14 protein-coding genes are annotated in these 14375 nt (G+C 47.0%); 4 read left to right on the forward strand and 10 right to left on the reverse strand.

The features are described 5' to 3' along the window. Positions 1-62: 62 nt before the first annotated feature. Positions 63-932, forward strand: coding sequence for a hypothetical protein (locus QZT80_RS01325; protein ID WP_295116843.1), 870 nt, complete (start codon positions 63-65; stop codon positions 930-932). Here the strand turns inward: QZT80_RS01325 and QZT80_RS01330 are convergent. Together QZT80_RS01330 and QZT80_RS01335 are read right to left on the reverse strand one after the other, a co-directional pair. Further along, entirely contained in the window at positions 925-1326 is a 402-nt protein-coding gene (locus QZT80_RS01330) for a transcriptional regulator (protein WP_295116844.1), read from the reverse strand. The genes QZT80_RS01325 and QZT80_RS01330 overlap by 8 nt on opposite strands. A gap of 34 nt (positions 1327-1360) precedes the next feature. Continuing rightward, entirely contained in the window at positions 1361-1696 is a 336-nt protein-coding gene (locus tag QZT80_RS01335; protein ID WP_295116846.1) for a type II toxin-antitoxin system HigB family toxin, read from the reverse strand. 322 nt (positions 1697-2018) lie between these two features. Here QZT80_RS01335 and QZT80_RS01340 point away from each other — a divergent pair, with 322 nt between their 5' ends. Then, the gene (locus tag QZT80_RS01340; protein ID WP_295116848.1) at positions 2019-3134 is read left to right on the forward strand and encodes a hypothetical protein; all 1116 of its coding nucleotides are present in this window, start codon (positions 2019-2021) and stop codon (positions 3132-3134) included. A gap of 116 nt (positions 3135-3250) precedes the next feature. On the opposite strand, the gene QZT80_RS01345 is transcribed toward QZT80_RS01340, so the two are convergent. The 7 genes from QZT80_RS01345 to QZT80_RS01375 all read right to left on the reverse strand — a co-directional run bounded on the left by QZT80_RS01345 (position 3251) and on the right by QZT80_RS01375 (position 11642). Then, a complete protein-coding gene (locus QZT80_RS01345) occupies positions 3251-3727 on the reverse strand; it encodes a hypothetical protein (protein ID WP_295116850.1) in 477 nt (158 codons plus the stop codon). A gap of 256 nt (positions 3728-3983) precedes the next feature. Further along, positions 3984-5363 carry a putative oxidoreductase C-terminal domain-containing protein gene (locus QZT80_RS01350; RefSeq protein WP_295116852.1) on the reverse strand — a complete coding sequence of 460 codons (1380 nt, stop codon included), beginning with the start codon at positions 5361-5363 and terminating at the stop codon, positions 3984-3986. A 183-nt stretch (positions 5364-5546) separates the two neighbouring features. Next, complete coding sequence (locus tag QZT80_RS01355) at positions 5547-6296, reverse strand: LytTR family DNA-binding domain-containing protein (RefSeq protein WP_295116854.1); 750 nt, start codon at positions 6294-6296, stop codon at positions 5547-5549. A 12-nt stretch (positions 6297-6308) separates the two neighbouring features. Beyond that, the gene (locus QZT80_RS01360) at positions 6309-9788 is read right to left on the reverse strand and encodes a histidine kinase (RefSeq protein WP_295116856.1); all 3480 of its coding nucleotides are present in this window, start codon (positions 9786-9788) and stop codon (positions 6309-6311) included. 238 nt (positions 9789-10026) lie between these two features. Beyond that, on the reverse strand, positions 10027-10389 hold the full coding sequence (locus tag QZT80_RS01365; RefSeq protein ID WP_295116858.1) for a hypothetical protein: 363 nt from the start codon (positions 10387-10389) through the stop codon (positions 10027-10029). A gap of 123 nt (positions 10390-10512) precedes the next feature. Then, a complete protein-coding gene (locus QZT80_RS01370) occupies positions 10513-10902 on the reverse strand; it encodes a hypothetical protein (protein WP_295116860.1) in 390 nt (129 codons plus the stop codon). A 368-nt stretch (positions 10903-11270) separates the two neighbouring features. Beyond that, a complete protein-coding gene (locus QZT80_RS01375) occupies positions 11271-11642 on the reverse strand; it encodes an STAS/SEC14 domain-containing protein (protein ID WP_295116861.1) in 372 nt (123 codons plus the stop codon). A 213-nt stretch (positions 11643-11855) separates the two neighbouring features. Here QZT80_RS01375 and QZT80_RS01380 point away from each other — a divergent pair, with 213 nt between their 5' ends. Next, the gene (locus QZT80_RS01380; protein ID WP_295116863.1) at positions 11856-13022 is read left to right on the forward strand and encodes an ATP-binding protein; all 1167 of its coding nucleotides are present in this window, start codon (positions 11856-11858) and stop codon (positions 13020-13022) included. Here the strand turns inward: QZT80_RS01380 and QZT80_RS01385 are convergent. After that, a complete protein-coding gene (locus QZT80_RS01385) occupies positions 13019-13390 on the reverse strand; it encodes a response regulator (RefSeq protein WP_295116865.1) in 372 nt (123 codons plus the stop codon). The genes QZT80_RS01380 and QZT80_RS01385 overlap by 4 nt on opposite strands. A 270-nt stretch (positions 13391-13660) precedes the next feature. On the opposite strand from QZT80_RS01385, the gene QZT80_RS01390 reads away from it, so the two are divergent. Continuing rightward, entirely contained in the window at positions 13661-14296 is a 636-nt protein-coding gene (locus tag QZT80_RS01390; protein ID WP_295116867.1) for a sigma-70 family RNA polymerase sigma factor, read from the forward strand. The last annotated feature ends 79 nt before the right edge of the window (positions 14297-14375 follow it).

The following is a 14375-nucleotide window of genomic DNA, read 5'->3' on the forward strand; positions in this document are numbered from 1 at the left end:
TATAGAAATTTTCCTTCATATTTACGGGGAATTTGGTAAGTTGGCAGCACGAAACTATCCCTATGATAAAACCAGTGCTGCTGGCCGCTGCATTTTTCTTCTGTACTCCTGTGCTGCATGCACAATTGTTGAAGAAGATCACCGCCAGGAACAAAGAGAAAAAGGAACAAAAGGAAGACGTTGCCGACGACGACTCCGGTGAAGAGATTTTTAACACCTCCCGCAAAAGCCAGGGGCCTCCCAATCCTGCGTTGCTGATCAGTGGCGACGAGAAAGTGGAAATAGATTCCAGTTACGATTATGATATTGCTGTTTACCAGGAGTCGGTGGCCTTCCAGGGCACCCAGCTTGTAATTGATGGAGGTGAGCAGATCGTGATTTACTATAGTAGTAAGAACCCGCACTTTTCCATCCAGATTAAAAGTCGCAGTACGCGTTCCAAATACAACTTCTTTGGCGATTTCCTGAAAGAAGCGCAGTTGAGCCTTACGGGCATCGATAATGTAGCAAGTGGCAACAAAGAGAAGCTGGAGCTGAATACCATGGAACCCGTGTATCCAGGTGAGGTGGGTTACCTGAGCCAGTTATTGAAAACAGGTTCCAAGAAGGTGATAGCCGGTGTGGCCTGCGAAGAGTACGTTGCCAACAACCTTCGTCACCATTCCAAGGTGGTGAACACCAACCATGCGAAAGTAACCGCACATGTATGGATACCGATGGACCCGCACTCGCTTTTCCCTGGTTACAGCTTCATTCCTGACCACTACAAAACCGAAATAGAAACCATGCGTATACAGGGCTCTTACCCGCCGGTGGTAATGCCATTGGAGATGTTTTTGGAGTATGGTAACGGCGATAAGGTGTTTACTTACACCACCGAAATCATTTTCGGAGAGGGTAGAAGGGTATTTTTAACCGACATTATCAAGTAGTCACCGAGGCCTTATCTTTTAATGGATAAGGCCTGTTAAAAGCTTCCTGCGAAAGTTCGAAGTGTGCTGCCAGTTTGCGGATGCTTTCTTTAGACAATCCTTTTTTATAATGCAGGATTTCGGATACGATACCTTTACCGATGCCCAGTATGGTAACGAGATCTTTGGGTTTAAGCCGGTGCTCTTCCATCAGGCCTGTTAACAGGGCGATGGGATCGAGGTCGGAAAAGGAGGTGTGCGCTGCATCCCAGGTTTCGATGAGCAGGGTTAGCAGTTCTATTTCATCTTTTTGCGCACGGCTTGGGCGCGCTACATCGGTAAGCGCTTCCAGGGCTTTGCAGTACTTGTTGTACTGTGTGGCCGATTTAATCACTTTGTACTTTAATACTTCCATATAAGCAGGTTTTTACTAATCATTATTGAGTATATCAGTAGTAGGAACAGGAGTATTGCTCCTGACGCCCGCACAGCCTGTCGTATGCCTCGTGCGTACCTATCCAGCATATGTACAGATGCACCTCCGACTGCCCAAATGCGTACTTACATATCATACGGTAATTGTTCCCGGAGATATCAAAAACAACCCTGTTACTACCCCTGCCCAATAAATCGGCAGAAGCAAAGGTTTTGCTGATATCGGCAGGCGTATGCCACCTGGCATACTTCAGCGCAGTAAGCCATAACCTGAATGCACTATTACTAAACGGATGCACTGCCATGAACTTTTCAATGGTTGGCTTCCTCACCAAATGAATCTTTCCCAAAGTTATATCTTTTTATTTGGTTCTCCAAAAGAGAACATTTATTTTCCTAAATTTTTCTTCCTCGCAGTTACACTTAGGGGGATCAGGTTAACAATGCGGTCAACGGGATTAAATATACGAAAGAAAAATACGCGCAAATCCTTTACTATAGTATTTTTGGTCGGTTTTATGTATACACCGAATACCTACGCAAAACGGAGCGAACTACGTACTAACCACAATTTTATTTTAAGTACTACTACCAATGGCCGGTATGTTATCCGGAGGTAATTTTACACCCGGATTCGTTACTCCCTGATGACACCCCGCAATCAAATAAAAAATGAAAAAGATCTCCTTAAAAGTTGTTACCTCTCTGGCGCTGCTACTTGCTGCCTGTGCCAAGGAGAGCGAAGAATTGCCCGTTCCGCATAATGGTAGCGGCGATAAACCAGTAGAAATACCGGCCGCTAATGGGAATGTATTAAAAGTAAAAACGGTAATTACGGTAGGTAAGGTGGTATACGACAGTATCCCTTCTGTACTCAAAGTTATTAGCTGGGACAGCACCCAGGTTCCGCACGAACAGGTGTTCGAATTAGCGCCTGGGGAGAACCAGGTTACACTACGGCCGTCTGCTGTAAAATACCAGCTCAAATTATCGAAATGGGGCGTACAGGTGGATACTACAATAAATGCCGGCGATGTTGCTAAAATAAACGTGCAGCGGTTAGGCGGAATTAAACCAGCCAAGTTCCTCACGAAAGAAGAAAAGTATCTCCTGAAGTATGATAACTGGCAGCCGGATAGCCGCATAGAATACTTCTATGCTACCGAAGGCGTGCTTTCATCGGTTTCTTTTTACGGAAAAACGATCCAATCGCCTGATCTGGTGCTGTTGGGTGAGGATGTGTTTGTGTACCAGAATAATAACCTGGCGCGTATCAGAAAGTACGGTCAGGATGCTACGCTGCATACTTCACGGGTATTGACTTACAATGCTGCCGGGCAGGTTACGGGTGTAACGGACAATACGGAGGACGGTGTTAACATAGCCGCCCATGTGGAGTATTTACCGGCCGTTTCGCAGGTGAAGTTCTTCTACAAATTCTTCAATGGTAATACCATGGCTTACACTCAGCACTATAAAGGTGGTAACGTGCAGGAAGAAGCTGCAACGAGCAGCCGCGGTACCGGGGAGTCGGCGAAGTATTACTATGATTTCTTTATCAATCCTTTTGTACATCTCAATTACCCTGATATGTACCTGAGCCGCCGCTCGAAAAATAACAGGGCTGCAGAGGAACGATTGTATCATGGAAATATTCCTACTAACGTACCGTACAAATATGAATATACATACGACGCGGATGGTTATCCTAAAGAGTTACTCACCAGCTTTAAAGGTTATATCAGCGGCGAACACCTTTTTACGATCAAAACGGTTTACACATATTAATTTGGCGCGGAACGCAGAGGCGTGGGGCCTGCCGGTTTACCGGTAAGGCCCTTTTCTTTTCCCGGAAACAAAAAAGGTCCGCCAGCTGACGGACCTTTCCCTGTTTATCAAAAGATTTATTTCGCCTGCAACTCTGCATCACTCAGCTCCAGGTTGAAGTTTTCCGGGAAAATATCGAGGGCCAGCACACTGCGGAAATAAGATATCTTATTAAGCAAATAAGGTGATAATAAAGCCAGTCCGGCCTGCACATAAACGAGCATCATCATCTTTAAATCCAGAATAGGGAGCCCTTTCACCACCTGTATTACGATGGTGATAAGCATGTATAAACCGGCGTTAATGGCTGCCACGGTCCGCAACTTACGTTTTGGCTGCACGAAGAGGGTAATGGCAAAAAACGCGATGATGTAAAAAATATAATAGTGAACAAGCCTGTCCTGCGCCTGAAACGTTAAACCCTGAAAAGCACGTCTTAAAACCTGGTCGGTTGGGAAGTTGGAAAGGCTATATACTATCAACAAAAGGGAAAAAAAGAAAAGGATCATTTCTGTACTAAGCAAGGCAAGCGTGTATCCGATCTTTCTGATCATAGCTAATTGGTTTTTATAGGATTAGGGATTTGCGACCGCAAGATAGACGTTTTTCCTGTAAACAAAAATGTGATAAGATGGGCACGGGCATTAGTCCTTTACTCAGCCGCCGTTGTGTCACTCCCTTCAACGGTTGTAACAATATTGGGCAATGTTTCCTAGCACATTTATCACGGCGGTGTATATACCATACCTCAAAAAGAAAACTGCCTGCCCCGGAAACACTCCACGGAACAGGCAGTTGCTAAAAAAGAGTTTACTTGCCGGCAAGCTTCAGCGCAGCAGTCGATGTATAGTACTTCGACAACATGCACGGCACTTCCCAGTCGGGCAGGCGACCATCTTTCAGGTATTGCAGGTAACGTTGCAGCACTTGCGCGAAGTGTGCTTCATGGCCATCCTTGTACTTTTCAGGAATTACCACTTTGTAATCCTTACCCGCTTTTTCTACGGTAACGCCAGGATACTTCGCCGCCAGCTCCTGCACCGATTGCTGCAGTGCCGCTTCGTAGGCTGTGCCGCTCTTCGCCGGACGGATGTATAACGTTGGTTTAAATTGTTCTTCTTTGCCCTGTTTGATTTCCAGGTTAGCGAGGCTGCCTTTCATCAGTGCGTAGTGGGTATCGCCGCCTTCGGTGGCTTTATAATCCCAACGGGCAATTACTTTCACAAATACACCTTTGATGGAGTAGGTTACTTCGCCATTGCCGCGCGCATTAAGAACAGTGTCTTTCACGAGCGGTTGTAAAAACGACGGGAAGCTGTCCTGCCGGGTAATGGAAGTATACTGCGATTTGGTAAGTGGCGTAGGCCAGTTGCGGGCTGCCAGCACTTCAATGTCTTTGGTATGATCGATGGCGGTTTCGGGGAAACAGGCCCATTGTACGAGGTCTATCAGGTGTACACCCACATCGGCAATGGCATCGCCCTGCTGACTGGCATCGAAGAACCAGGAGGGGCGTACCAGCGTTTTGCCGGACACGTTTTTGTAATAATAGTGTACGCTTTCGATGGTCACCGCAGGCGCGTCTTTGCTGCCTTTCTGCAGGTCTCCGAATACGGCCGGGATGTGTGAGAATTCCTTCTGCAGCATGTTCGTGATCTCGGAGCGTTCGGTCATAATATCGTATAGCAGTACTTTTTTGTCTGCGGCGGTTTTAAATGCAGCTTCCAGTTGCGGAAAGGCTTCCGGTGTAATGGCCATTGGTTTATCGCTCAGTACGTTCAGTCCGGCGCCGATGGATTTTTGGATGTAGTCGGTTTTAAGGCGGTTGTTGCCTGCCAGCACGACTACGTTACCAGGCTTTTGTTCCAGCATCTTCTCGAAATAATCCGCACCGGTATACACTTGTTCTGTCCAGTTCGTGGGATTTTCGGCTCTTTCATTGTATTGTTTGATGAGTGCCAGGTGGGCATTCAGTTCCTGCCCGTCGGGGGCATATACATGTACGTTGGAGTCTATGCCGGCAGACATGCTTTTCTGTACCAGTGCGGCATGAAAGTGACCGGGATCGAGGGTGATAAGTTTTACCATGCTGCTGTCGTTTGCGGCTTCTTGTTTAGCGGGCTGCTGACAAGCCTGGCCTATTAAAGCGCCGGAGGCAAGCAGCGGGAACATATACCTGTTCAGTTTCATGAAACGATAATTTTTATGATACGGTAATGGTTTCTTCATAACGTCCGTGAGGAGGCAGGGAACAATATAAGGTAAGAATGGGAGAATTTATAGATGGATGGGATGGGCGGGACCTGCAACGATGGATATAAAAGACAAACGGCGGTTATGTACCGCCGTTGCCACCTCTTCTACATATAGAAATTAAAACCTCTCAAATAGTTCCATAAACTCCTGCCGCCTCGATCTTGAAATGGTAATGTTGGCGCCATCGCTCATCAGCACATAACCGCCTTCGCCGCGAATGTATTTGTGAATATGGTTCATGTTCACCAGGTAGGAGTTGTGAATGCGGAAAAAGTCGGGGCCCGCAAGGGCTTCATCTATCTCCTTTAATACTTTCGATACCACTATCTTTTTATTACCGGCGAGCATCACCAGTGTATAATTGCTTTCTGCCTGGCAGTAAATAATATCGCCGGTGGAAACGAACAGCAGCCCGTCGCCTGTAGTGAGCGCAATACGGGAAATAGCTGGCTTCTGCGATTGCCGTATGCCCTGCATCAACATTTCTATCTGCTCGTGGGTCGGAACGGTACGGCGTTCTTCTATCCGGCGGATCGTTTCTTTCAGGTCATCGGGATCTACGGGTTTAAGCAGGTAGTTAAGCGCGCTGTATTTAAAAGCCTTGATGGCAAACTGATCGTAAGCGGTACAAAACACTACATCAAAATTGATTTTGGAGAATTGTTCCAGCATATCGAAACCGTTCATATGTGGCATTTCTATGTCAAGGAACACCAGGTCGGGCTTAAGTTGTTTTATGGCCTCAATGCCTTTCATGGCATCGTTGCACATGGCCTCTATTTTAACCTGCGGGCAATAGGTTTTTAGCAGCCATTCCATCATTTCGAGGCTGTTGCTTTCGTCGTCTACAAGTACGCAACGTATCATGTTTAGTTTATTTTATACGGGTATTTTTAAGATCACCTTTGTACCAGCCGGTGTTTGGTCCGACTCGTACAGGTTTATAATATCGATGCTGGCATTTAAAGCGGCGTGTTTGTTTAATAAACTGAGCCTGTTTTCGGTAATCTTCATGCCCAGCGATTTTTTTGTGGTAGCGGTTTTACTCTTTAGTTCCTGTGCTTTTTCGCGGCCTATCCCGTTATCTTCTATCACACAATGCAACATCGCGTCCTGCGGCATGCTGATCTCAATTTTCAGATGTCCTATGCTTTGCTTGTGCAAAAGTCCGTGCCATATGGCGTTTTCTACGTAAGGTTGTATAATCAGGGGCGGTAGTTCCACGCTGTCGGGGTTCACATTCTTCTGTACCACTATTTCATACGAAAACTTCTTGTCGAAACGCAGTGCTTCCATGTCAATATACAACTTTAAAGCGTCCAGTTCATTTGAAAGCATTACGTGTTTGCTGTTGGAGTTGTCCAGTATCAGCCTTATCAGTTTCGCAAACTTGGTAAGGTACAACGATGCGGTGGCCTGATCGCTTTTAACGATGTAGCGGTTAATGGAATTAAGGCAGTTGAAGATGAAATGAGGGTTCATTTGCGCCCGCAGTGCCTGCATTTCCATATCGGCCATTTTTTGTTGTGTATCCATAAGTATACGCTCTGCGGCCCTCTTTTCAGCTTCCGCCTTTGCTCTCACTATTTTATTTGCACACAAGCTCGCGATTGTTGTGAGTATGGACAAGTGCTTTTGAGTAAAGAACCGTTTTTCTGAGTGTTCGCAATCGATAACGCCTAAAACCTGGTCGCCAAATACGATGGGGACGGTAATTTCGGAGTAACGCAGTTTATCGTCTACAATATAGCGTGGGTCTTTAGTGGTGTCGGGGATTATTTCGGCACGGCCGGAGTAGGCAACGCTGCCTGTAATACCCTGACCCACCGGTATTTCAAGTGGCGCTTTCACTTCAAAGGTAATATGGCTTTTGGGGCCGTGTGCAGCTTTTTGCACCAGCATCTGCCTTTCCTCGTCCAGCAGGTAAATCACACAATCTTCGAAGTGCAGGCGGCCAATACAATTGCGCGCCACATCCCACAGTATATGATCGGTTTGCTGATGTTCGTAGAGGCTGGATGCGAAATAATTGATGGCCTGCTCGGTATCCAGCTCTTCCTCTTTCTCTTTCAGCTTTCTGTTGCGGTTACGCACATATTGCCAAAGTGCAAAAAAGGAAAGCAGGATTACCGGAGCCAGGAACCACCACTTCTTCCAGTAGGGTGCATCGATCTTAAAACGGAAGTCTTTTTTGGCTGATAACCAGTCTACCCCGTTCAGGCTGGCCTGCACCTGCAGGTTGTATTTACCCGGGGGCAGCGAAATAAGCCGTAATGTATTATTGTTCCCCAACGCTTTCCAGGCGGTATCCAGCCCGGAGAGCTGGTAGCGGTACTGTACTTTGTCGGGGTTGTTAAAGTAAGGGCAGCTAAAGGTTACGTCCAGCGAGTTTTGCGTATAACCCAACACCGGATTTGCGTCCAGGTGGTAAAACAGGGTGTCGTTATTATTGATGCGTACGTGGGAAATAAATACGGGCGGGGTATTATCGGCGGGTAATAATGCGGCGGGTGGCAGGTAGTTGATGCCGTTGTTGCCGCCAAAAAACAGGATGCCCTCTTTGTTCTGCATCCAGGCATTGTTGTTAAAACCATATCCCTGTACATTGTCGGTATGGTCGAACAACTGTAACTGCATGGTGTGCGGGTCGAAGCGGTAAATGCCGTTTTCGGAAGCGGCCCATATCACATCGTGCTTATCCTGGAAAAGTATGCTGATGAACGCTTTGGAAAATGCAGGGGTGGCAATGGTTTGCACTACCGGTTTGCCATGGGTGTAACTGGCCTGGAAAAGCTGGCCGTTGCTGGCAAACAGCAGGCTGTTATCGTCGCGCATGAATGCTGCGCTTACATATGCGGGGCCGCCTGGCAGTGGTACTTCCGTAAGGTACTGAAGGTCGGGGGTAAGGCAGTGCAGCCCTTTATTGGTGGTAATCCATATAATACCGTCTTTGCCCTGGAAGGCGTTATTCGAATTGTCTTTAGCAGGTGGAACGTTTACGGTATCTATACGGTAGGTCCTGCCGTCCATTACATACATCGCATCGCGCCCCAGGAAAAGGTGTTTGCCATTTTGAAGGGTAACTACATCGTCGAAGAAGTCTTGTTCGCAAAGCTGTTTCACATAGGCATTGGCATAAGCCGGCCGCCTGTATTGTTTGTTAACCGGGTCGAACAGCCAGGGACCAAAGTTGGTGGGGCCAAGAATGATGTATTTGCCATCGTAAATAAGTCCGCGGATGGAAGGCTGTTGTAATTGGCCGGTGGCACCGGGTTTGGGTTCAAAAAACTCCAGCCGGTCGTCTTTCATTTTCCAGCATACAAAGCCGCTGGCCGTAGCCATCCATATATTCCCTTCTTTGTCTTCCAGCAGGCGGCGCACGTTATTCACCGCCATAGAGCGACTGTTGCCGGAGGAACTGATACGTACGAGTCCAAAGTCGGGCTGCTGTAACGGGAAGCGCGCCATGCCATCTATAGTGGCCATCCAGGCATACCCCCAGCGATCGGTAAAGGCATAGTCGGCATAGTCGCCGGCGGTTACGGGCAGGCCGTTTACAAAAAAACGTAGACGTTTGTAAGTGTTGCGATCACTATTATACTCAAAAATGCCTTCCATTGCTACCAGCAAAAAACGGCTGCTGTCTAACCGTACCAGGCTGCGTGCATTTAATATGCTGCCGCCTTCGTCCGGATTTACAACGGGGGTAATTTTACCGGCCTTAAAGTTATACCAGTAAGTAAGGTTTTTCCAACTGCTCACCATGGCGCTGTCGTCGTTTACCGGGTAAATGTTTTTGGCGTCGAGGTCGGGCAGTTGGCGCAGTTGTTTGTTGTTGGTGTTGTAGGAGTAAACCTGGTTGTCTTTCTCGAAAAAGAAAGTATGGCCGTAATAGGTACAAAACGAAGGATTAAAGGGAGGTTTAAGTGGTATCTGCTGCAGGGCGGGATAAAACACCCTGGCCTGCTCGTCGTATTTCAAAAAGCCTTCTTTGGTAAACAGCCATACCGATTTGTCGCGGTGCTCGATGATCTTACCAACTACCGTTTCTTTCATTACCGGCATGGGTACCGGTTTAAAACCCCGGAAGTCGTCGATGTAGCGATAAGCGCCATTGGGTGAGATAGCCCAAACCCGTCCGTTGCGATCGCACAACAGCCCGTTCATTCGTTCCGGCAGTGAAAAGTCGTGGGTATGTTTACCATCGAAGCGGGTGAGGGTGCGGGGCGTGAGTATCCACAGATAACCCTGCACGTCGCGGGCGGCGGCAATAATAGACCCTCCTTTAATGCCGTAGGAGTAACCGAATACCTGCAGGTGATAGTCGGGCAACTGGGCCCATGCGGTAAAAGGGAGCATACATAACAGCAAAAGGGTTGTTGTAACTCGTGCATATCGCTTATGGTACCTGGTATTCAAGCTGTGAGTCCTGTTTTGATAAGGTTGAAAGATGATGTTGTAAACAAAATTACTGGTACCCGGTTTAAAATGCAATGTCAGGAATGGCTGGTTCCGGCATAAAAATAGGCCCGGAAGAAATCCGGGCCGTCGTTTACTGAGCCATTGGCAATTTTTATTGAGTGTTTAGCAGTTTCAATTAATTGGTTGAAAGTACAGCCGGTATCTCCTGCTGATCGCGGAATACCAGTTTTCCCTTCTTTTCGGCCTGGGCCACCATTTCATCTGCCCCGGCCGAGGGGCCGCCAATACGCAGTACGGCGTCGCACTTGTTGATAAGCTGTACCGAAATGGGATGAAATATTTCATTGAAAATATCGTCGCCTATGCGTTTTGATCCGGCTATTTCGATCAGCGGCAGGGCAAACCATTCGCCAAGTACCGGCAGGTGGCCACGGCGGTAAAGCTGGAGGGCTACAGCCTGCATGTGGTCAACATTGGCTTTAATGAGCTTCGGGTCGTCGTTGGTGCCGGAGCGGTATGGGCCGGCAACCAGTATCATTAGAGGTTTTGATGTATGCATTTGCATGATAATGAATTGATTCTTTGTTTAAACGAAGGCCCGGCATGAATGTTACGGTGGCTGCGTACTTTTTTCATGCGCGGGCCTTTGGCGTTTTACCGGTTAGTTAGCCGTTTTCTTCTGCGCGTTCCATAGTCCTTTCACGTCGTAGCTGTTTTTCCAGCTTCCGGAAATTTCGTTGGTGGCAGGATTGTAGGTGCCGGTTAATGTTACGATTACCGTCGCGTCGTCGATGTATTTGTACTGGGCGGTGAAGTCGCTGCCCGACAGTTTCCAGCTGCCGGTGGCAGTTACTTCGCCATCGGCGTTAACGCGCTTAACGGAATGATTTGCGCTTAATTGCATGTAGAATAAGCCACTTGGCGGTGCTTCGGTGCCTTTACTAAGTTTACCGTTCCATGAACCGGTTAATGGGGATGGGGTAGCGGCTTCTTTTTTACAGGAAAACAGCAGGGTACAAGCAATGATAGCAGATAAGCATGTGAGTTTCATGATGTAAGTGTTTGTTTATTTGCGATGCAAAGGTATCCGGGGGACTATTAACAGCCCGGCAGGGGTGAGTAAGCGGGAGTTATTTTTGAGTAAACAGGCAAAAAATGGCCGAAGTACGAAGAACGGAGCAGGGTTGGGCTAAAAAGGAAAGAAGCCCCGCGTATGCAGAGCTTCTTGTTTCTTTTTTGGGTATAACACCGTTGGTGTATTTAGAGTAATCTTGTTCGTAGTTTCTGATGCAATACTACGACATATCTTTCACTTTTTATCATCATCCCGCCTAACTTTATTTTAAACTGACAGAATGATGCAGTTGTGACAAAGTGTAGAAATGACACATGCAACCGGTTTCTCTGTCGTTCGCAGTCCTAATCTTCCTTAGATGATACCCATTTTACCGCCATATCCAGTTCATTTGTTTTAAAGCCCTTAAACTCGCCTGGTACAAATACACTGAATATGTTGGTAAAGCTGTTCACGTTTTCTGAGTCGGTAAGAATGGCGGCACGGTGCCACTTACTCAATTGCTTCAATCCCATCAATGCATCCTGCAACCATGCGCCCCCGGTAAAGTTCTTTAGTTCTGTATCGATCACCATCAGGTAATTGAGTTCACCAGTCCGTTGCACTAATTCGTTAACTGCAGGTAGTACATCCGTTTCAAAATCTTGTTTCGTTACTTCACCGCTTGCGCGAAAGGCAACGATGTTTGACGGTACGTTCGACAGTTGTGAAATCATAAAATTGTTTTAAATATCAGGCTAAATATTGTGCCATTATTTCCACAGTACTGTGCCATATCTTCAATAAAACTAACGGAATGCAGGCCCGGGATGCAGTGTAGAGGCTTTTCTACACTCCTTGTTTAAGTAATAAAATGATAAAACGTGGCATGGTTTTTCCCTTTTTAAACTCAGCCATATCATTTATTTATTCACCGGAATTCTAAGGTTATGATTGACAATAACAATAGGAAACATCCGGACGGAACAGGGCCTACTCGGATAGCGGAGAAAGAACTGAAGTTGAGAGAAGAGCAATTGCGCGCCCTGGTGGAAAACACACCGGATGTTATTACAAGATGGGACAGTAAGCTGAAATTGGTTTTCGCTAATGCAGCTCACGAGGAAAAAACAGGGAAGCGCCTGGAAACCGTTATTGGAAAAACCACTGTCGAAATGGGCTTTCCAGATGAGATTGCGCTTCCATACATGGAAAAGCTGCGACAGGTATTTGAAACTGCCCGCCCGCAGGAACACTATAATTTTTATGAAGGGCCGCATGGCCATGTACATTTCCACTCCCGCATGGTACCCGAGCTTGATACGGAGGGCAATGTATACACCGTACTGTCTATTGCACGGGACGTAACCCTGACCCGCAACGTGAACCTCGAAATGCAGGAATTAAACCGGCAGTTGCAGGTAAAAGAACGTATTAACGATGCGTTGGTGGAAGAGTTAAATGCCTTTACCCGGGTGATCGGGGGGCAGTATACTACCGCTTTGCAAAAGGCATATACGTCTCTCGAGTTCCTGATCAGTAACGACGGGCAGCAGCTTAGCAACGAGGGGCGCGCCAGCTTGCGGCGTGTGCAATCGGCATTGCAGCGGATGAAACTGATGACCCAGGACCTTGTATCGTTCTCAAGCATAGAGGCCGATCAGGATAGTTTTTCAGAAATAGACCTGAACCAGGTGCTGGAAATAGTAAAGGGCGAAATGGAGGGGAAACTGACGCATTCCAACGTGGTAATCGATGTTGACCCGTTGCCGGTGGTGAAAGGTTATGCCATGTTAGTATCGCTGCTCTTTTATCACCTGCTGGATAATGCGGGTAAGTTTAGCCGGGAAGGCGTTGCCCCTAAAATTACCATTCGTTACAACCGCCTCGACGGTTACCATGTGGTGTCGTTTAACGATAATGGTATTGGTTTCGAAGAGGCTTCGTCTGCACAGATTTTCGGACTGTTTAACCGGCATACAGACAGGCAGCGTTATAAAGGTTCGGGTATTGGCCTCGCCGTGTGTAAGAAAATAATGGACCTGCACGGTGGTTTTATTACAACGGAAAGTAACCCTGGTGTGGGTAGTATGTTCAGTTGCTGGTTCCCTTTTTAATCAAGTATATTTTTAAGCATAGACGTTAATATTTCGATCGTGGGCGGCTTTACAATGCACGAAGCCGCCCCCGCGGAATAAGCATCGCGGCGTGTTGCATCGTTGATAGAATTGGAGTAAATAATCAATGGCGTATCGCGCAACTGTTCCAGTTTTTTGATCGCCTTCAAACATTCCAGCCCGTTCGTACGCGGCATGTTAAAATCAATGAAAATATAATCAGGCTGCAAATCGCCTAACATGATCATCGCTTCTTCCGGACTTTGTGCATAAGTGCAGGCATAGGGGGCCGGAACACCTTCCAATGCCTCTAAAAATATTTCTAATTCATCTCTGTCATCATCAATGATCATGATCTGTTTAACCATAGCTGTTTAATTTAAGGAGGCGATAGCCTGCAGATCCGGCAGGTTCGCTTATGTTTTCTCTGCTGCTCTCACAAGAGGTTTACGTCGATTTATATATAAAGCAATACCAATAACTCAATCTTCGAAACAGAAAGTTGGTAGTAACGGGTACAATCAGAAATGTATGGGAAATAATGTATGGGCAAGTAACGTATGAGAACACGTTATTGTTTGATAAAAGTAGTATTTAAACGTGGGAAATACAAATTTTTTATAGGGTGATGGGTGCAAATGGCGGCATATGTTTCGTCAATTTTTGTATTTTTAGTTACGACCAAAACTAAATTCGCAGCACTGAGCGACAAACTACACATACCACCCGAATGGTTAAAACTGGCAGGAGAGGGCGACGAAGCCGCATTTACAGATATAATGCAGCAGGTACTCCCATTACTGGAGGTGATCACCGGCAAGATCGTGCAATCGCCCGATGCGGTACGTGATATCCTGCAGGAAACCATGATACGGGTATGGGTAAACCGGGATAAACTGCCTGAACTCGAAAAACCGCTGCCCTGGCTTAAAAGAGTTGCCCTCAACGAAACATTCACCTGGCTGCACCAGCGCGCCCGTCACAATAAACTGTTCCTGCCGCTGGAAACAGACGCCCCGCTCGAAGCGGATGTTACCGACCTCGTATCACTGCGCGAAACGCAGGAAATTCTCCGCCAGGCTATCGAAGAACTGCCTCCCCAAAGAAAAATGATTTACCACATGAGCCGTGTACAGGGCATGAAGTCGCCCGAAATTGCAGACGCCCTGCAGCTGTCGCACGGTTATGTAAAGAACGCGCTTACCGCCGCCCTGGCCTTTCTGCGCGAACGACTCGCCGCTGCGGGTAAGTTCATGTTATTGTACTTCCTGTAAAGCGTAGCGTTTACACTTCCATCTTTCTTCAAAAATATTTTAGCATCGATAGTTACCAAATGTATTTCCGGCATTTATT

The organism is uncultured Chitinophaga sp., from assembly GCF_902168175.1.
In the GTDB taxonomy this organism is placed as follows: domain Bacteria; phylum Bacteroidota; class Bacteroidia; order Chitinophagales; family Chitinophagaceae; genus Chitinophaga.